Raw genomic sequence first — 17,205 nt, 5'->3', positions numbered from 1 at the left:
CTTTAAGGGTGGCGCAATTTGTAATTGCTGCCCGACACCATCTGATGTCCGATATCGGGGCTTATACGCTCTTTTCACTGTTTCAGCTGGGGCAACGCCGGTCGGGCGTCCCGCTTGACGGATTTTCGGTCAGACCGACATCCATTTCAGGACGTCGGCCTCGACCATGTCCGAGCGCGGCCCGGCAAGCACAACCTGCCCGCGATCCATCACGGCGTAATGATCGCAGAGGTCGCGCGCCCATTCGAAATACTGCTCGACCAGCACGATCGCCATTTCGCCCTTGCCGCGCAGGTAAGTGATGGCCCGGCCGATATCCTTGATGATGGAGGGCTGGATGCCCTCCGTAGGCTCATCGAGGACGAGGAGCTTCGGCCGGGTGACGAGTGCGCGGCCGATGGCGAGCTGCTGCTGCTGGCCGCCGGACAGGTCGCCGCCGCGCCGATGCAGCATGTCCTTAAGGACGGGGAACAGGTCGTAGATCTCGGCGGGGACGTGCCGGTCCCGCCGCTTGAGGGGCGCGAAGCCGGTCTCGAGATTCTCCTTCACCGTCAGCAGGGGAAAGATCTCCCGGCCTTGGGGCACGAAGGCGACGCCCGCCCGCGCCCGGTCATAGGGCGCCAGCCCCTGGATCTCGCGGCCATCGAGACGGATCGCCCCGCCCTTGACCGGTTGCTGCCCGACGATGGCCCGGAGGAGGGAGGTCTTGCCCACGCCGTTGCGGCCGAGAACGGTCGTGACCTGCCCGGCCTCGGCCTTCAGGGACACGCCGCGCAGGGCTTGCGCCGCTCCGTAATACAGGTCGATGCCTTCGACGCTCAGCATGCTCACCGCCCCAGATACACTTCGACCACCTTCGGGTCGGCCGACACGGCATCGATGGAGCCTTCCGCCAGCACCGCGCCTTCATGCAGGCAGGTGACGCGGCACTGGAGCGCGCGCACGAAGTGCATGTCGTGCTCCACCACCACCACAGCGTGCTCACCGGCGATCCGCCGTAGCAGATCGGCCGTCTGCGCGGTCTCGGCATCGGTCATGCCCGCCACCGGCTCGTCCACGAGGAGGAGCTTCGGATCTTGCGCGAGCAGCATCCCGATCTCCAGCCACTGCTTCTGACCGTGGCTGAGATCGGCTGCGGGCCGGGCGCGATGGGCGATGAGCCCGACGGTGGTGAGGATCGCGTCGATGCGCTCCGCCGCCACACGATTGCGCCAACCGAACAACGAAGCCGCCGCCGCGCGGGGGCCCTTCAAGGCCAGCAGGACGTTGTCCGCCACCGTGTGGCTCTCGAACACGGTCGGCTTCTGGAACTTTCGGCCGATGCCGAGGTCGGCGATGGCCGGCTCGTCCAGCGCCAGCAGGTCATGCTTGCCGTCGAACAGGGCGATCCCACTGTCGGGCTTCGTCTTGCCGGTGATGCAATCCATCATCGTGGTCTTGCCGGCGCCGTTCGGACCGATGATCGCCCGCATCTCCCCCGGCAGCAGCGTCAGCGACAGGCCGCGCAGGGCCTTGTAGCCGTCGAAGGTCACGCGCAGGTCATCGACGTAGAGCAGCGCGTCGGTGACTTTCGTCTTGTTGGCGGGGCCCGGCGCCGTCGCGGGGCGTTCCATCACGTCGGTCGCGCTCACGAGCCCTGTCCCTCTTCCGCGAGCTTCGGCGCGATCTCGGGTTCCGGCGGGAGCTTGGCCGCCGCCCGGCGGCTGCCGAACTTCTCCACCAGCGTGCCGACAATGCCGCGCGGCATGAACAGCGTCACCACCACGAACAGGGCGCCCAGCGCGAACAGCCACGCATCGGGCATGGCGCCCGTCAGCACCGTCTTGGCGTAATTCACCACCACGGCCCCGAGCGCCGCGCCGACCAGCGTCCCGCGCCCGCCGACAGCGACCCAGATCACCGCCTCGATGGAATTGCCCGGCGCGAACTCGCCGGGATTGATGATGCCGACCTGCGGCACGTAGAGGGCGCCCGCAACGCCCGCCATCATCGCCGAGACGGTGAAGGCCAGCGTCTTGAAGTGCTCCGGCCGGTAGCCGAGGAACCGGGTCCGGCTCTCGGCATCGCGCACGGCAATGAGGATCTTGCCGTAGGCCGAGACCGTCATCATGCGGGCGATGAGGTAGCCGATCGCCAGGGCGATGCCGGTCGCCACGAAGATGGCGACCCGGAAACCCTGCGCCTGCACGTTGAAGCCCAGCAGGTCCTTGAAGTCGGTCAGTCCGTTATTGCCGCCAAGCCCCATGTCGTTGCGGAAGAAGGCGAGCATCAGGGCGTAGGTCATCGCCTGCGTGATGATCGACAGGTAGACGCCCGTCACCCGCGAGCGGAAGGCGAGCCAGCCGAACAGGAAGGCGAGCAGCCCCGGCACGAGCAGCACCATCAGCGCCGCGAAGGCGAAATGGTCGAACCCGTACCAATACCAGGGCAGTTCCTTGTAGTTCAGGAACACCATGAAGTCGGGCAGGACCGGGTTGCCGTAGACACCCCGGCTGCCGATCTGGCGCATCAGGTACATGCCCATCGCGTAGCCGCCGAGCGCGAAGAACGCCCCGTGGCCGAGCGAGAGGATGCCGCAATAGCCCCAGACCAAGTCGAGGCTGACCGCGAGCAGGGCATAGGCGAGATACTTGCCGAACAGCGAGACGAGGTAGGTCGGCAGGTGCAGGCCGGAGCCTTCCGGTACCGCGAGGTTCAGCAGCGGCACCGCGAGGCAGAAGGCCGCCAGGAAGGCCAGGAAGATCCAACCCTTGAGGTCGATGAGGCGGGTGCGAGGGGCCATGGCGCTCACGATTCCACCGCCCGGCCCTTCAGCGCGAACAACCCGCGCGGGCGCTTCTGGATGAACAGGATGATGAAGATCAGAAGGCCGATTTTGGCGAGAACGGCGCCGATATACGGCTCCGCGAGCTTGTTCACGACACCGAGCGTCAGGGCTGCGACCAGCGTGCCCCACAGGTTGCCGACACCGCCGAACACCACCACGAGGAACGAGTCGATGATGTAGCCCTGGCCGAGATTGGGCGAGACGTTGTCGATCTGCGACAGAGCCACCCCGGCGATGCCCGCGATGCCGGAGCCGAGGCCGAAGGTCAGCGCATCGACATAGGGCGTGCGGATACCCATGGCGGCGGCCATGCGCCGGTTCTGGGTGACGGCCCGGGTCTTCAGCCCGAACGACGTTTTTCGCAATACGAACAGCAAGCCGAGGAAGACGGCAAACGCGAAGACGATGATCCAGAGGCGCCCCCAGGTGATCGACAATCCGAAAAAGTCGAAGGCGCCGCTCATGAAGGCCGGGGCGCCGACCTCCCGGTTCGTCGGCCCGAAGATCGAGCGCACCCCTTGCTGCAGGGCGAGGCTGACGCCGAAGGTGGCGAGCAGGGTTTCCAGCGGGCGCCCATAGAGGAAGCGGATGATGAACCGCTCGATCAGGATGCCGACCAGTCCCGCCACGAGGAAGGCGCAGGGGATGCTGATGGCCAGCGACCACGGGAACAGGGCGGGTGCCTTGGTGCGGATCGCCTCCTGCACGAGATAGGTCGTGTAGGCTCCAAGCATCACCATCTCGCCATGGGCCATGTTGATGATGCCCATCACGCCGAAGGTGATGGCGAGCCCGATGGCCGCGAGCAGCAGCACCGAGCCCAGCGAGATGCCGTACCAGACGTTCTGAAGCGCCCCGAGGATCGCGAGCCGGGTCTCGATGGCGGCGATGCCCCGTCCGGCGGCGGCGCGCACCGCCTCGCTCGGATCGGCGCCGAGGCCACGCAGGATCCCCATGGCGTCGCCGTCGCCCCGCGCCTGAATGGCCGGGACCGCCGCGAGCCGATCAGGCTCGGACGTGCCGGGCTTGGCGAGGATGACGGCGGCGCGGGCCTCGGTCATGGCCTGCTTGACGCCCGCATCCTTCTCCCGCGCGAGGGCGGCATCGAGGGCCGGCAACGCCGCCGCCTCGCGGGCCTTGAACACGGCCTCGGCCGCCTCCCGCCGCTTCGCGGGATCGGGGCTTACGAGGTTCAGCTGGCCCTGCGCGGCCTCGATGCTCCGTCGGACCTTGTTGTTGGCGCGCACGGGCTTGAGGGTCGTATCGTCGGGCGCGGCAGCGCCGGTCTTCGCCTCGACCAGGGTGTTTCCCTGGCGAATGAAAAGGGCCTTGTCCGACGACCGTGCGAGGAGCCGCCCCTCCGACAGGGCCGAGAGGACGGCCCCCGCCCGTGGATCGCCGCTGGCGGCGAGCCCCGCGACACCGGCCTCGATCTCGGCATAGCCGTCGCCCGCAAGCTGGGCGTACGGATCGGGCGCCTGGGCCAGCGCGGGGCCGGCGAGGAGGAGCAGGAGGAGGGTGAGGAGGCGGATCATTCTTTTCTCATCTTTGATGAGCGGACGCCTGAAATCATGGAGGCGCCCATTCCCCTCTCCCCGCCTGAGGGGAGAGTCCCACGGACACCTTGTCGTGTCCGTGGGAAGCGGAGGCGAAGCCGCAGCGGAGGTGAGGGGGCTCGACGGAGGAGTCTCTGCCAGCACGCCCCCTCACCCTCGGCTGCCGCCTCGCTTCGCCCCCGACGAGGGGGGCTCAGCCCTCTCCCCGCAAGCAGGGAGAGGGGATGCGGCGGTCACGCCCCGCCGCACTTCTTGGTCTTGGTGTTGTAGTTGCCGCAGTTGAGCTTCACCCAATCGGCCTCGAGGTCCTTCGAGCCTTCGAGCTGCTTGGACCACGCCTCGCCGGGGATCAGCTTGTCGGTCTTCCACACCACGTCGAACTGGCCGTTGGCCTCGATCTCACCGATGAAGACCGGCTTGGTGATGTGGTGGTTGGGGAGCATCGTGGCGGTGCCACCGGTGAGGTTCTTCTGCTCGATGCCTGGAAGCGCGGCGATCACCTTGTCCGGATCGGCGGTCCCCGCCTTCTCGACCGCCTTCACCCACATGTTGAAGCCGATGTAGTGGGCCTCCATCGGGTCGTTGGTGACGGCCTTGGCGTTCTTCTTGAACGCCTGCCACTTCTTGATGAACTCCTCGTTCTCCGGCGTCTTGATCGACTCGAAGTAGTTCCAGGCCGCGAGGTGGCCGACCAGTGGCTTGGTGTCGATACCGGCGAGTTCTTCCTCACCCACGGAGAAGGCGACGACCGGGATATCGGTGGCCTTGATGCCCTGGTTGCCGAGTTCCTTGTAGAACGGCACGTTGGCGTCGCCATTGATGGTCGAGACCACGGCCGTCTTCTTGCCCGCCGAACCGAACGCCTTGATCTTCGACACCTCGGTCTGCCAGTCCGAGAAGCCGAACGGCGTGTAGTTGATCATGATGTCCTCGGCCGCGACCCCCTTCGACTTGAGGTAGGCTTCGAGGATCTTGTTCGTGGTCCGGGGATAGACGTAATCCGTGCCCTCCAGCACCCAGCGCTTCGCGCCGCCGCCATCCTCGGACATCAGGTAATCCACCGCCGGGATCGCCTGCTGGTTCGGGGCGGCGCCCGTGTAGAACACGTTGCGCTCGCTCTCCTCGCCCTCATACTGGACGGGGTAGAACAGGATGTTGTTCAACTCCTTGAAGACCGGCAGCACGGACTTGCGCGACACGCTGGTCCAGCAGCCGAACACCGCGGAAACCTTGTCCTTCGAGATCAACTCGCGGGCCTTCTCGGCGAAGAGCGGCCAGTTCGAAGCCGGGTCGACCACCACCGGCTCCAGCTTCTTGCCGAGCACGCCGCCCTTGGCGTTCTGCTCGGCAATGAGCATCAGCATCGCATCCTTGAGGGTCGTTTCCGAGATCGCCATCGTGCCCGACAACGAGTGCAGGATACCCACCTTGATGGTGTCTTCCGCCCGTGCGGCGCCTGTCGAAAGCGCGCCCAGGGCGAGGCCGGCGGCCAGCGCAGCGGCCGAACTCCACGTCTTCCAAGTCTTCACGGTCTTCCCCTTGTCGTCTGCACGAGACGTCGCAGCCGGAGGCAATGGCCGTGCCAGTTTTTTGGGCAGAAACGAGGATTGCATTCCTGGCGAGCACGCGCCGCCTCTTCGGCCGTCATCAGGAGCGGTCCGGTCTCTGCTAGAGCCGTTCTCGTTTTCCGGAGAAACCGATGCCGCATGAACGCGACGAGGACGCCAGGCATATCGCCTTGATCGGCGCGCCGATCGAGGTTGGCACCAGCGAGCCGGGCGCCCTGATGGGTCCGGCGGCGCTCCGCACCGCCGGGCTGGTGCGGACGCTGCGGGACCTCGGCCACACGGTGGAGGACCGGGGCGATGTGGCCCCGGCCGGGCTGGCGCCGGGCGCGACCGGTCTGCCGGCGGTGGCGGCCTGGGCAAAGGCCCTCTCGGCCTCCGTCGAGGCGGCGCTTGCGGAGGGCGCGGTTCCGATCGCCGCCGGGGGCGACCACAGCCTGTCGCTCGGCTCCGTCGACGGGGCGATGCGCCATTGCGCCAGGACCGGCCGCCCATTCCGGGTGCTGTGGCTCGATGCCCATGCCGATTTCAACACGCCCGAGACCTCGCCCTCGGGCAATGTCCACGGGATGCCGCTGGCGGCGCTCTGCGGCGAGCCGGGCTTCACCGGCCTCTTCCGTGAGCCGTCCCCGCCTCCGCTCGACCCACGCCACGTCCACCTGTTCGGCCTGCGTTCCGTCGATGCGGGCGAGCGCGCCCTGGTCCGCGCCCGTCGGGTCGGCGTCACCGACATGCGCGCCATCGATGAGTTCGGCGTGGTGGCGCCCCTGCGCCGGGTGCTCGAACAGGCGGCGGCCGAGAACGCCCACCTTCATGTCAGCCTGGATATCGACTTCCTCGATCCCTCGATCGCCCCCGCGGTCGGCACGGCGGTGCCCGGCGGCGCCACCTTCCGCGAGGCGCATCTCATCATGGAGATGCTGCACGATTGCGGTCTGGTCGGCTCTCTGGACGTCGTCGAACTGAACCCGTTCCTGGACGAGCGTGGCCGCTCGGCGCGAGTGCTGGTGGAATTGGTGGCGAGCTTGTTCGGGAGGCGCATCCTCGACCGACCGTCCCACTCGGAGGCATTGCCCACCGAAGAGGCAGGGCGCGGATGATGGCCATGCACATTCAACAGGCAAACTGCGACGCTCCCGCAGGCGTCGCCGCGCGTCAGAGATCTGTCGGGCGCATCCGGCTTGCGGTGGGGCCGAGCGGAGAGGGCGGCCCGACGCGCATCCGCGACCTCGCCGAATCCGGGCCGTCGCGGTTGCGGTTTCCCCGCGTCGACGGGGCGCCGGAAGCCGTACTGGTCAACACAGCGGGTGGAATCGCCTGCGGCGACGATTTCCGCGTGGAGCTCGACCTCGTGGCGGGGAGCGAACTCGTCTTCACCACCACGGCGGCGGAGAAGATCTACCGCTCGGATGGGCCGGAGAGCCATGTCGAGAACCACGTCACGATCGGGGAGGGGGCACGGCTCGCATGGCTGCCGCAGGAGACGATCCTGTTCGATCATGCCCGCCTGCGCCGCCGCTTCGAGGTCGATCTCGCGCCGGGAGCCGGGATGCTTGCCGTCGAGATCGTGGCCTTCGGCCGCGCAGCGCGGCGCGAGCGGATCGGGGAGGGGCTCTTCGCCGATGCGTGGCGGGTGCGGCGGGGCGGGCGCCTGACCTATGCCGACACGGCACTGATCCGAGGACCGATCTCCGATCTTCTGGCCCGGCCTCCTATCGGCGGCGGCGCGAGCGCGGCGGCGACCCTGCTCGACCTCGGCCCCGGCGCGGAGGCTCGCCTGGAGGAGGCGCGCGCGGAACTGGAACGGCTCGACCGGCCGGCGGAGGGTATCGAGGCCGCCGCCAGTGCCTGGAACGGGCATCTCGCCATTCGGATGCTCGGTCCAGCGGTGGGACCGCTGCGCCAGCGCGCCGCCCGGTTCCTCTCGGCCTATCGCGGCCTGCCGATGCCGCGCGTATGGCAGACCTGAATTGGCTCGATCTGGCCCGTTGCCTGTCAGGGGGAACCTCTGCTAGAGACGCGGCCTCCGGGGTCGTCCGCCAGACCCCGCGCGGCTCACGCCGTGAATGCGATGGCCTCGTGGCGGAGTGGTTACGCAGAGGACTGCAAATCCTTGTACGGGGGTTCGATTCCCTCCGAGGCCTCCAATCTTTCCTGACAGCACAATGACGATGCAGCCCCGCGCCCTGAAGGCCGGGGCTTTTTCGTTCAGCCGCCTCGGATTGCGTTGCCTTTCGGCAACAGACCGGCCGACGGGAAAATTGGCGTCGAACAGGACTTGCGCGGTCCGCCGGTGCTGTGTAGAGACACCCCCGTGATCCCCGATAGCTCAGTTGGTAGAGCAGGCGACTGTTAATCGCCTTGTCGCAGGTTCGAGTCCTGCTCGGGGAGCCATCACACTAACAACTCCCTCACATCGCTAGTCTCTCTGCTTCGACAGCCACGCTTTGTGCTGTGGTTTGGCCAAGCTTTGGCGTTCGAGCGCGCGGGAATACGGCACGCAGCCTGATCCGAGCCTGCCACGATGGGCCGGCTCGCAGCACGCCCTCATCCTTCGACATCACCCCACACGCAGCGAAGCCATCCAGGGATCCGCGTCGCCCGGGGGCGTTTTGCGGTCTTGGATGGCTTCGCTGTGCTCGACGTAATGAAATGACCAGCCCCAGCCGGGGCTGAGCGGCCTTATTCCCGCGAGGCCATCATGTCGTGGGTGAGGACCGTCAGCTTGCCGATCAGGCTGGTCAGGTCGCCCTTGCGGCAGGACCATTGCGTGCCGATCGCCTCGCCGTCCGACGAGACCGAGACCACGGCGACGGAGCGCAGCTTGCCCTCACGTGCCAGGGCGAGTTGGTCCTGCAGCACCTCGATGACCGAGGCGACCGCCTCGTCGGTGATCGTCGGCGCAAGGCGGGCCGGGAAGGCCACGACAGTCGCCTCTTCCGCCTGGCTGGACTTTTTCATCGGCTGCGCCGCTCCTGTTCCTGCGATCCCCACTCCATGCGGGCCGCGTTCGTACAGAGTGTGGCAGCTTATCCTTACTGGGACAGATCAACCGGTGGGCGTGGTATCCGGGTCACACTTGAGGCTAGGCACTCTTCACCGCGGAGCAATATCGCGGTTGCGAACGTTATCCGATCATGAGCATCGCCCACGACCATTCCCACACCGTCGAGATCGTGCCCGGTTCGGGCACCTCGCCGACCTTTCGCTGGATCATCCGCCGTCAGGACGGCACGCCCGTCCGGCAATCGCCCTATGCCTTCTCGACCGAGAAGGGCGCGCTCATATCGGCGGATTGCTGGCGACGCGAACTGGCCGAAGCCGGGATCCGCTGAACCGTCCTGCCGCCACAGTGATTCTACCTGAAATTGAAAGCTTGCTCTCGAAAGATTAGGCGACCCGCAAGTGTCGTCCTAATCAAGGGCGGTAGGCACAAAACAAAAAAGCAAGGCCCCAGGGCCTTGCTTTTAAATTTACCAGTTGTTCGGCCTTGGGTTACCCGACGCATTGCCTGCGTGGTGGCCGGTTTTTCCTCCCGAGACTCGGACCCTGCGCCAGCCCCTCGGGGCGTCGCAAACATCGCGGCACGCTTATAGGAACAACAATGCGTGCTGTCACCGGGGTTGGAGAAAAAATCTGCGCTTTTTTGCCGACCTGTGGAACTGACCGCTCGCGCCGGGGTTGCGCCTCGCCGTCCGGTGAAGCCTGAGGGATCGCTCCCAGCCAGGATCCGCTTGTTTTTTGCCACAGTGACGTGTTGTGTGCCCGACGCCGGGCGCCTCGAGGCCCCGCAGGCCCCCTTTCGAAGCGATCGATGCGTCTCTCCCGCTACTTCCTCCCGACCTTGCGCGAGACGCCCAAGGAAGCCGAGATCGTCTCTCACCGCCTGATGCTGCGCGCCGGACTGGTGCGGCAGGAATCGGCTGGCATCTACGCGTGGCTGCCGCTCGGGCTGCGTGTCCTGAATAAGGTCTGCGACGTGATCCGCCGGGAGCAGGAGCGCTCGGGCGCCGTCGAGATCCTGATGCCGACGGTGCAATCGGCCGAGCTGTGGCGTGAATCCGGCCGCTACGATGCCTACGGCAAGGAGATGCTGCGCCTGAAGGACCGTCACGAGCGCGAAATGCTCTACGGCCCGACAGCCGAGGAAATGGTCACCGAGATCTTCCGGGCGAGCGTGCGGTCCTACAAGGACCTGCCCAAGAACCTCTACCAGATCTCATGGAAGTTCCGGGACGAGGTGCGTCCCCGCTTCGGCACCATGCGCTCCCGCGAATTCCTGATGAAGGACGGTTATTCCTTCGATTTCGATCAGGCGACGTCCCGCCACGCCTATAACAAGGTGTTCGTCTCCTACCTGCGCACCTTCGCCGGGCTCGGCCTTAAGGCGATCCCGATGCGCGCCGATACCGGCCCGATCGGCGGCGACCTCTCGCACGAGTTCATCATCCTCGCCCAGACCGGCGAGAGCGAGGTGTTCTGCGACAAGGCCTATCTCGACATGGACATCCCGCCGGAGAACGTCGATTTCGACGACGTCGCCGGCCTCCAGGGCCTCGTGGACGCCTGGACCTCGCGCTACGCCGCGACGGAGGAGATGCACGAGGCCGATGCCTTCGCCGAGGTGCCGGAGGAGAGCCGCCTCTCCGCCCGTGGCATCGAGGTGGGGCACATCTTCTATTTCGGTACCAAGTATTCCGAGCCGATGAACGCCAAGGTCGCCGGGCCGGACGGCATCGAGCGGCCGGTCCATATGGGCTCCTATGGCATCGGCCCGAGCCGCCTCGTCGCCGCGATCATCGAGGCCTCGCACGACGAGGCCGGGATCATCTGGCCGGATGCGGTGGCCCCGTTCGACGTGGCACTGATCAACCTGAAGGTCGGCGACGCGGCGACCGATGCCGCCTGCGCGCAGATCCAGGGCGAACTCGAGGCCGCCGGGCTCTCCGTGCTTTACGACGACCGCGATGAGCGGCCGGGCGCCAAGTTCGCCACCGCCGACCTGATCGGCCTGCCCTGGCAGGTCGTGGTCGGACCGAAGGGCCTCGCCGAGGGCAAGGTCGAGTTGAAGCGGCGCGCGGGCGGCGAGCGGGAGAGCCTGCCGGCGATCGATCTCCTGGCACGCATCAAGCGCGTCTGAGGCGGCCCGATGGCGGGGCGCGAGACCTTCGACCGGCTGAAGGGGCAGGCGGCTAACTGGACGTCGGGCTTCGTCGCGACCATGCGCGCGGGCACGCCGCCTTTCGCTCCGTTCGAATGGCTTTTGGCGGGCCGCTATCTCCGGGCCCGGCGGCGGGGCGGGGGCGTGTCCGTCGTCGCCTTCTTCTCGGTGCTCGGCATCGCGCTCGGAGTCGCGACCCTCATCATCGTGCTCTCGGTGATGAACGGCTTCCGGGCCGAGTTGCTGTCGAAGATCGTCGGCATCAACGGCCATCTGTTCGCCACGCCCATCGACCGCTCGTTCAACGATTGGCAGGACCTGTCCGAGCGCCTGTCCAAGGTGGCGGGGGTGAAGTCGGCGGTGCCGCTGGTCGAGGGGCAGGCCTTCGCCTCCTCGCAATATGGCGGGTCGGGCGTGCTGGTGCGTGGAGTGCGGGCGCAGGATCTCGATTCTCTTGCCGCCGTCACCACGTCGGTCCGCGGCGGCACCCTTGAGGGCTTCGATGACGGGACGGGCGTGCTGATCGGCAAGCGCCTCGCGGATACGCTCGGCCTTCAGGCCGGGGATACGATCACCCTATCGACGCCGAAGGGCGCCTCGACTCCCTTCGGCACGGCGCCCCGCACCAAGAGCTACACGGTGAAGGCGGTGTTCGAAGTCGGCATGACCGAATTCGACCAGACCTTCGTGTTCATGCCGCTCACCGAGGCGCAGACCTTCTTCAACCGTGAGGGCGACGTCTCGTTGATCGAGATCTACGTCGATGACCCCGACCATGTGGGCGACATGCGCGAGCCCCTGGAGATGGCGGCCGAGCGCCCGCTCCTGCTCACGGATTGGCGCCAACGCAACCGCACCTTCTTCGGAGCCCTCGAAGTCGAGCGGAACGTGATGTTCCTGATCCTCAGCCTGATCGTGGTGGTGGCGACGCTGAACATCGTCTCCGGCCTGATCCTGCTCGTGCGAGACAAGTCGAGCGACATTGCGATCCTGCGAACCATGGGGGCGACGCCCGGCACGATCATGCGGGTCTTCCTCATCAACGGCGCCTTGATCGGCGTGGTGGGTACGCTGTCGGGGCTGGTGCTCGGCATCGTTATCACCCTGAACATCAAGCCGATCCAGCGTTTCCTCTTCCCCGGTGCCTGGGATCCGACCGTACGCTTCCTCGCGGAGATCCCCGCCGAGATGAATCCGCGCGAGATCGTGGCGGTGGTCGTCACCACGCTGATCCTGTCGCTCGCCGCCACCCTGTATCCCTCGTGGCGCGCCGCCCGGCTCGATCCGGTGCAGGCCCTGCGCTACGGCTGAGGCCCCTGCCCATGAGCCCGGCCCCGCTGCCGCCGACGCCCCGCCGGTCCCGGCCCTGTTCTTCGCGCAGGTCGAACGACGCTACGCCCAGGCCGAGGGTGCCCTGGAGATCCTGCGGGGCACCGATCTCGCGATCTGGCCGGGGGAACTCGTCGCCCTCGTCGCCCCCTCGGGCGCGGGCAAGTCGACGCTCCTCCATCTCGCCGGGCTGCTCGAACGGCCGGACGGCGGCGAGGTCTATATCGGCGGGCGCCCCACCGCCGCGATGGGAGATGCCGAACGCACCCGCCTGCGCCGCGAGGAGATGGGCTTCGTCTACCAGTTCCATCACCTCCTGCCCGAGTTCTCGGCGCTGGAGAACGTGATGATGCCCCAGCTCATCCGGGGCCTGAAGCGGGGCGAGGCTAAATCGCGCGCCTCCGAACTTCTCACCTTCCTCGGCCTGGGAGAGCGGCTGGCGCATCGCCCGGCCGAACTCTCCGGCGGCGAGCAGCAGCGCGTCGCCATCGCTCGCGCGGTCGCCAACGGGCCGCGCCTGCTCCTGGCCGACGAGCCGACCGGCAACCTCGACCCCGGCACGGCCGGGCATGTCTTCTCGGTGCTGATGTCGCTGGTACGGGCCTCGGGGCTGGCCGCCCTGGTTGCGACCCACAACCTCGACCTCGCCGCTCGCATGGACCGGCGGGTGACGATCCGCGACGGTCAGATCACGCCACTGGACTGACGCACTTCGAACCATACCGGCCGGAGAGGACGCGGGCTTCCCCTCTCCCCGCAAGCGGGGAGAGGGGATTTCAAACCTTCTCGGCTAGGCTCCAGGATAAAGAGGGTGGGCCGGGCCAGGAGCAGGCCGCAACCCTTCATCAACCATCTTCGAACGCCGCATGACGCTCTTGCAAATCTCCGCTTCCAAAAGAACAAAACAAGAACATACTGCCTCAACCAAGACGGGAGGCGGCGATGATGCTGAAGCGGGCGATCCTGACCGGGATGGTGGAGTTCATGGCGTTCGGCATTCTGTTCGGCGCGTTCGGCGCCTGGGCGGTAGCTCTCGCACCGATCCATTGAGGACGTGCTTTCAAGCGCGCGAAAGTTCCCCTCGAAAGGGCCTTATCCACAGGATGCCCCCGCCATTCACCGGCCTGCCACAGGGACCGGGAATCGGCCCCCGGGCAGTGGATAAGTCGTCCCTGTGGCCGCCGGGCGGTCGACTTCGGGGCGGGCAGGGACGATCCTCGGCGGCCCCCGAACAAGGCCGGACATGACACGTCAATTGAAGGAGGTCGGCTTCGTCCACCTCCACGTCCACTCGTCCTATTCCCTGCTCGAAGGCGCGGTGAAGCTCGGCGACCTCGTGAAGGCCGCCGTGGCCGACCGGCAGCCGGCGTTGGCGCTCACCGATACCAACAACCTGTTCGGCGCCCTGGAATTCTCCGAGAAGGCGGCCAAGGATGGGCTTCAGCCGATCGCGGGCGTCCAGCTGTCCGTAGCTTTCGAGGCGGCGGATCCCCATGCCCGCACCCTGCCGACCCATCACGGCGTGGTCCTGCTGGCGCAGGACGAGGCCGGCTATGCCAACCTCCTGCGGCTCGCGAGCCGCGCCTATTTCGATTCCCCCTCGGTGAGTCGCCCCGCGTGGCCGCTTCCGCCCTGGCGGATTACGCCGACGGGCTCATCGCGCTGACCGGCGGAGCGGGCGGTCCCCTCGATGCCGCCCTGCGGGCCGGGCGCCCCGAACTCGCCACGAGCCGCCTTGAGAGCCTGAAGCACGCCTTCGGCGAGGACCGGCTCTATGTCGAGATCCAGCGCCACGGTCTGCCGGAGGAGGGGCGCATCGAAGCGGCTCTGCTCCATCTCGCGGACCGGAACGGGCTCGGCATCGCGGCGACGAACGAGACCTTCTTCTCGAAGCCGGACGATTACGACGCCCACGACGCGCTGCTGGCCATCGCGGATGGGCGGATCGTCTCGGACGACCGCCGCCGCAAGCTGACCCCGCGCCACAACTTCAAGACCAGGGCCGAGATGGCCGCCCTGTTCCACGACTTGCCCGACGCGCTGACCTCCACGGTCGAGATCGCCATGCGATGCGCCGTGCGCGCGCGGACCCGCAAGCCGATCCTGCCCAACTTCTCGCGGATCGCCGGGGGCGAGGCGGCCCCGATGGCCGACGCGCTGGCCGAAGCCTCGGGAGCGGTGGCGCAGGCGATCGCCGTCGACGAGCCGACCGAGTTGCGCCGACAGGCCGAAGCGGGCCTCGAACTGCGCCTGCAGCAGCACGGCACCGCGCCGGGCTTCACGGAGGATGATTACCGCAAGCGGCTCGCCTTCGAGCTCGACGTCATCGTCTCAATGAAGTTTCCCGGCTACTTCCTGATCGTGTCGGACTTCATCAAGTGGGCGAAGGAGCACGACATTCCGGTGGGGCCGGGGCGCGGCTCCGGCGCGGGCTCGCTGGTCGCATGGTCGCTGCTCATCACCGATCTCGACCCGCTGCGCTTCGGCCTGCTGTTCGAGCGCTTCCTGAATCCCGAGCGCGTCTCGATGCCGGATTTCGACATCGACTTCTGCGTCGAGGGCCGCGAGCGCGTCATCCGCTACGTGCAGGAGCGCTACGGTGAGGGGCAGGTCGGGCAGATCATCACCTTCGGTACGCTGCTCGCCCGCGGCGTGCTGCGCGATGTCGGCCGCGTGCTCGAAATGCCCTACGGGCAGGTCGACAAGCTGACCAAGCTCGTGCCGCAGAACCCGGCCAACCCGGTCACGCTGGCCCAGGCGATCGAGGGCGAGCCGAAGCTTCAGCAGGCGATCGAGGAAGAGCCGGTCGTCGCCCGGCTCGTGGATATCGCGCGGAAGCTCGAAGGGCTGCACCGCCACGCTTCGACCCACGCGGCGGGCGTGGTGATCGGCGATCGGCCGCTGGAAGAGCTGGTTCCGCTCTACCGAGACCCGAAGACGGGCATGCGCGTCACCCAGTTCAACATGAAGTGGGTGGAGCAGGCGGGCCTCGTGAAGTTCGACTTCCTCGGCCTCAAGACGCTGACCATGCTGCGGTGCTGCACCGATCTGCTCAAGGCGCGCGGCATCGAGATCGATCTCGCCTCCCTGCCGCTGGATGACCCGGAGACCTACGCGCCGATGGGCCGGGGCGAGACGGTCGGCGTGTTCCAGGTGGAATCGGCGGGCATGCGCAAGGCGCTCTGCGAGATGCAGGCCGACCGGTTCGAGGACATCATCGCCCTGGTGGCCCTCTACCGGCCGGGCCCGATGGCCAACATCCCCGTGTACTGTGAGCGCAAACTCGGCCGGGATGCCGGCAACGAGGCCAACTGGTACCCGCACCCCAGCCTGGAGCCGATGCTGAAGGAGACCTTCGGCATCATCGTCTACCAGGAGCAGGTAATGGAGATCGCCAAGGTGCTCGCCGGGTACACCCTCGGCGAGGCCGACATGCTCCGCCGCGCCATGGGTAAGAAGATCCGCGCGGAGATGGACGCCCAGCGCGAGCGCTTCGTGAAGGGCTGCGAGGCGGGGGGCCTCACCAAGGCCAAGGCGAACGAGATCTTCGACCTGCTCGCCAAGTTCGCCGATTACGGCTTCAACAAGTCACACGCCGCCGCCTATGCCCTGCTGACCTACCAGACGGCCTACCTGAAGGCGAACCATCCGGTCGAGTTCCTGGCCGCCGCCATGACGCTCGACATCGACAACACCGACAAGATCGCGGAATTCCGGCAGGACGCGCAGCGCCTGAAGATCACCGTCGAGCCGCCCTCGATCAACGCCTCGGGCGAGGTGTTCGAGGTGCGTGACGGCAAGATCTTCTACGCCCTCGCCGCCATCAAGGGCGTCGGCCGCGAGGCCGTGCGGGCGCTGGTCGAGGCGCGGGGGGCAAGCCCTTCACCGACCTCTCCGACCTCGCGCGGCGCCTCAACCCGCGCCTCGTGAACAAGCGGACGATGGAAAGCCTCGTCCAGGCCGGGGCGCTCGATTGCATCGAGCCCGACCGCGCGCGGGCCTTCGCGGCGGTCGAGCCGATGATGCGCCTCGCCGCCAGCGCGGTCGAGGCCGAGACGACCGGCGTCGCCGACATGTTCGGCGGTGTCGCCTCGGCGGATGTCTCCTTGCGCATCCCGCCCCACGAATTGTGGCCCATGGCCGACACGCTGAAGCGGGAATACGCGGCGATCGGCTTTTTCGTCTCGGGCCATCCGCTCGATGAATACGGCGATCTCCTCGACAAGCTGCGGGTGCAGAGTTGGGCGGATTTCTGCCGGGCGGTGCGGGCGGGCACGACGAGCGTCGGCCGGGTCGCGGCCTCGGTGCTGGACCGGGCCGAGCGGCGCACCAAGACCGGCAACAAGATGGGCATCGTCACGCTCTCGGACCGGACGGCGCATTTTGAAGCGATCATCTTCTCCGAAGGGCTCGGCCATTACCGCGAGATCCTGGAGCCCGGCCGCCCGCTGGTGCTCCAGCTTCAGGCAAACCTGGAGGGCGAGGATGTCCGCGCCCGCATCATGACCGCCGAACCCCTCGATGCGGCCGTGGCCCGCTTCCAGAAGGGCATGCGCATCCATCTCGACGATGCACGCGGCATTCAGGCGGTGCAGAGCCGCCTGACCATGCGCGGGGAGGGCGAGGTGTCCCTGGTGCTCCGCCTCGACGGCGGCGACCGGGAGGTGGAGATCCGCCTCCCCGGCCGGTATCAGGCGACGCCCCAACTCGCCGGCATGCTTCGGGCGATGCCGGGCGTGGCGCAGGTGGAAGTGAGCTAGGACAGGA

Annotated in this window: 12 protein-coding genes, 2 tRNA genes and 1 pseudogene; 9 read left to right on the top strand and 6 right to left on the bottom strand. The window is 67.3% G+C overall.

Annotated elements, in window-relative coordinates; all coding sequences use genetic code 11:
* Positions 1 to 129 precede the first annotated feature (129 nt).
* The 5 genes from urtE to urtA form a co-directional block, all read right to left on the bottom strand.
* Positions 130 to 825, bottom strand: a complete 696-nt coding sequence (gene urtE / locus ACFQE0_RS22505; protein ID WP_378973608.1) for an urea ABC transporter ATP-binding subunit UrtE — start codon at positions 823 to 825, stop codon at positions 130 to 132.
* A gap of 2 nt (positions 826 to 827) precedes the next feature.
* Positions 828 to 1,613 carry an urea ABC transporter ATP-binding protein UrtD gene (urtD, locus tag ACFQE0_RS22500; protein ID WP_378975636.1) on the bottom strand — a complete coding sequence of 262 codons (786 nt, stop codon included), beginning with the start codon at positions 1,611 to 1,613 and terminating at the stop codon, positions 828 to 830.
* A 14-nt stretch (positions 1,614 to 1,627) separates the two neighbouring features.
* Entirely contained in the window at positions 1,628 to 2,782 is a 1,155-nt protein-coding gene (gene urtC / locus ACFQE0_RS22495; protein WP_378973606.1) for an urea ABC transporter permease subunit UrtC, read from the bottom strand.
* A gap of 5 nt (positions 2,783 to 2,787) precedes the next feature.
* Entirely contained in the window at positions 2,788 to 4,362 is a 1,575-nt protein-coding gene (gene urtB, locus ACFQE0_RS22490) for an urea ABC transporter permease subunit UrtB (RefSeq protein WP_378973604.1), read from the bottom strand.
* Positions 4,363 to 4,616: 254 nt separating this feature from the next.
* A complete protein-coding gene (gene urtA / locus ACFQE0_RS22485) occupies positions 4,617 to 5,912 on the bottom strand; it encodes an urea ABC transporter substrate-binding protein (RefSeq protein WP_378973601.1) in 1,296 nt (431 codons plus the stop codon).
* 170 nt (positions 5,913 to 6,082) lie between these two features.
* On the opposite strand from urtA, the gene rocF reads away from it, so the two are divergent.
* From rocF to ACFQE0_RS22465, 4 genes are all read left to right on the top strand, one after another.
* The gene (gene rocF / locus ACFQE0_RS22480) at positions 6,083 to 7,048 is read left to right on the top strand and encodes an arginase (RefSeq protein WP_378973598.1); all 966 of its coding nucleotides are present in this window, start codon (positions 6,083 to 6,085) and stop codon (positions 7,046 to 7,048) included.
* A gap of 5 nt (positions 7,049 to 7,053) precedes the next feature.
* The gene (locus tag ACFQE0_RS22475; protein ID WP_378973595.1) at positions 7,054 to 7,917 is read left to right on the top strand and encodes an urease accessory protein UreD; all 864 of its coding nucleotides are present in this window, start codon (positions 7,054 to 7,056) and stop codon (positions 7,915 to 7,917) included.
* 104 nt (positions 7,918 to 8,021) lie between these two features.
* Positions 8,022 to 8,095: transfer RNA gene (locus ACFQE0_RS22470), tRNA-Cys, on the top strand.
* Between the two features lie 171 nt (positions 8,096 to 8,266).
* Positions 8,267 to 8,342, top strand: a tRNA-Asn gene (locus ACFQE0_RS22465).
* A 288-nt stretch (positions 8,343 to 8,630) separates the two neighbouring features.
* On the opposite strand, the gene ACFQE0_RS22460 is transcribed toward ACFQE0_RS22465, so the two are convergent.
* Positions 8,631 to 8,909, bottom strand: coding sequence for a hypothetical protein (locus ACFQE0_RS22460; RefSeq protein WP_378973593.1), 279 nt, complete (start codon positions 8,907 to 8,909; stop codon positions 8,631 to 8,633).
* 176 nt (positions 8,910 to 9,085) lie between these two features.
* Between ACFQE0_RS22460 and ACFQE0_RS22455 the strand changes: the two genes are divergently transcribed.
* The 5 genes and pseudogenes from ACFQE0_RS22455 (at position 9,086) to dnaE (ending at position 17,198) form a co-directional block, all read left to right on the top strand.
* Positions 9,086 to 9,283 carry a hypothetical protein gene (locus tag ACFQE0_RS22455; RefSeq protein ID WP_378973590.1) on the top strand — a complete coding sequence of 66 codons (198 nt, stop codon included), beginning with the start codon at positions 9,086 to 9,088 and terminating at the stop codon, positions 9,281 to 9,283.
* Positions 9,284 to 9,762: 479 nt separating this feature from the next.
* Positions 9,763 to 11,088 carry a proline--tRNA ligase gene (proS, locus tag ACFQE0_RS22450; protein WP_378973587.1) on the top strand — a complete coding sequence of 442 codons (1,326 nt, stop codon included), beginning with the start codon at positions 9,763 to 9,765 and terminating at the stop codon, positions 11,086 to 11,088.
* Positions 11,089 to 11,169: 81 nt separating this feature from the next.
* The gene (locus ACFQE0_RS22445; RefSeq protein WP_378975634.1) at positions 11,170 to 12,420 is read left to right on the top strand and encodes a lipoprotein-releasing ABC transporter permease subunit; all 1,251 of its coding nucleotides are present in this window, start codon (positions 11,170 to 11,172) and stop codon (positions 12,418 to 12,420) included.
* A 55-nt stretch (positions 12,421 to 12,475) separates the two neighbouring features.
* Positions 12,476 to 13,144, top strand: coding sequence for an ABC transporter ATP-binding protein (locus tag ACFQE0_RS22440; RefSeq protein WP_378975632.1), 669 nt, complete (start codon positions 12,476 to 12,478; stop codon positions 13,142 to 13,144).
* Between the two features lie 537 nt (positions 13,145 to 13,681).
* A pseudogene (dnaE, locus tag ACFQE0_RS22435) lies at positions 13,682 to 17,198 on the top strand (DNA polymerase III subunit alpha).
* The last annotated feature ends 7 nt before the right edge of the window (positions 17,199 to 17,205 follow it).

This window comes from Methylobacterium komagatae (genome assembly GCF_042661665.1).
GTDB lineage: Bacteria > Pseudomonadota > Alphaproteobacteria > Rhizobiales > Beijerinckiaceae > Methylobacterium > Methylobacterium komagatae.
Note: the sequence above shows the minus strand (reverse complement) of the source record. Positions and strands in the feature narration are given on the sequence as shown.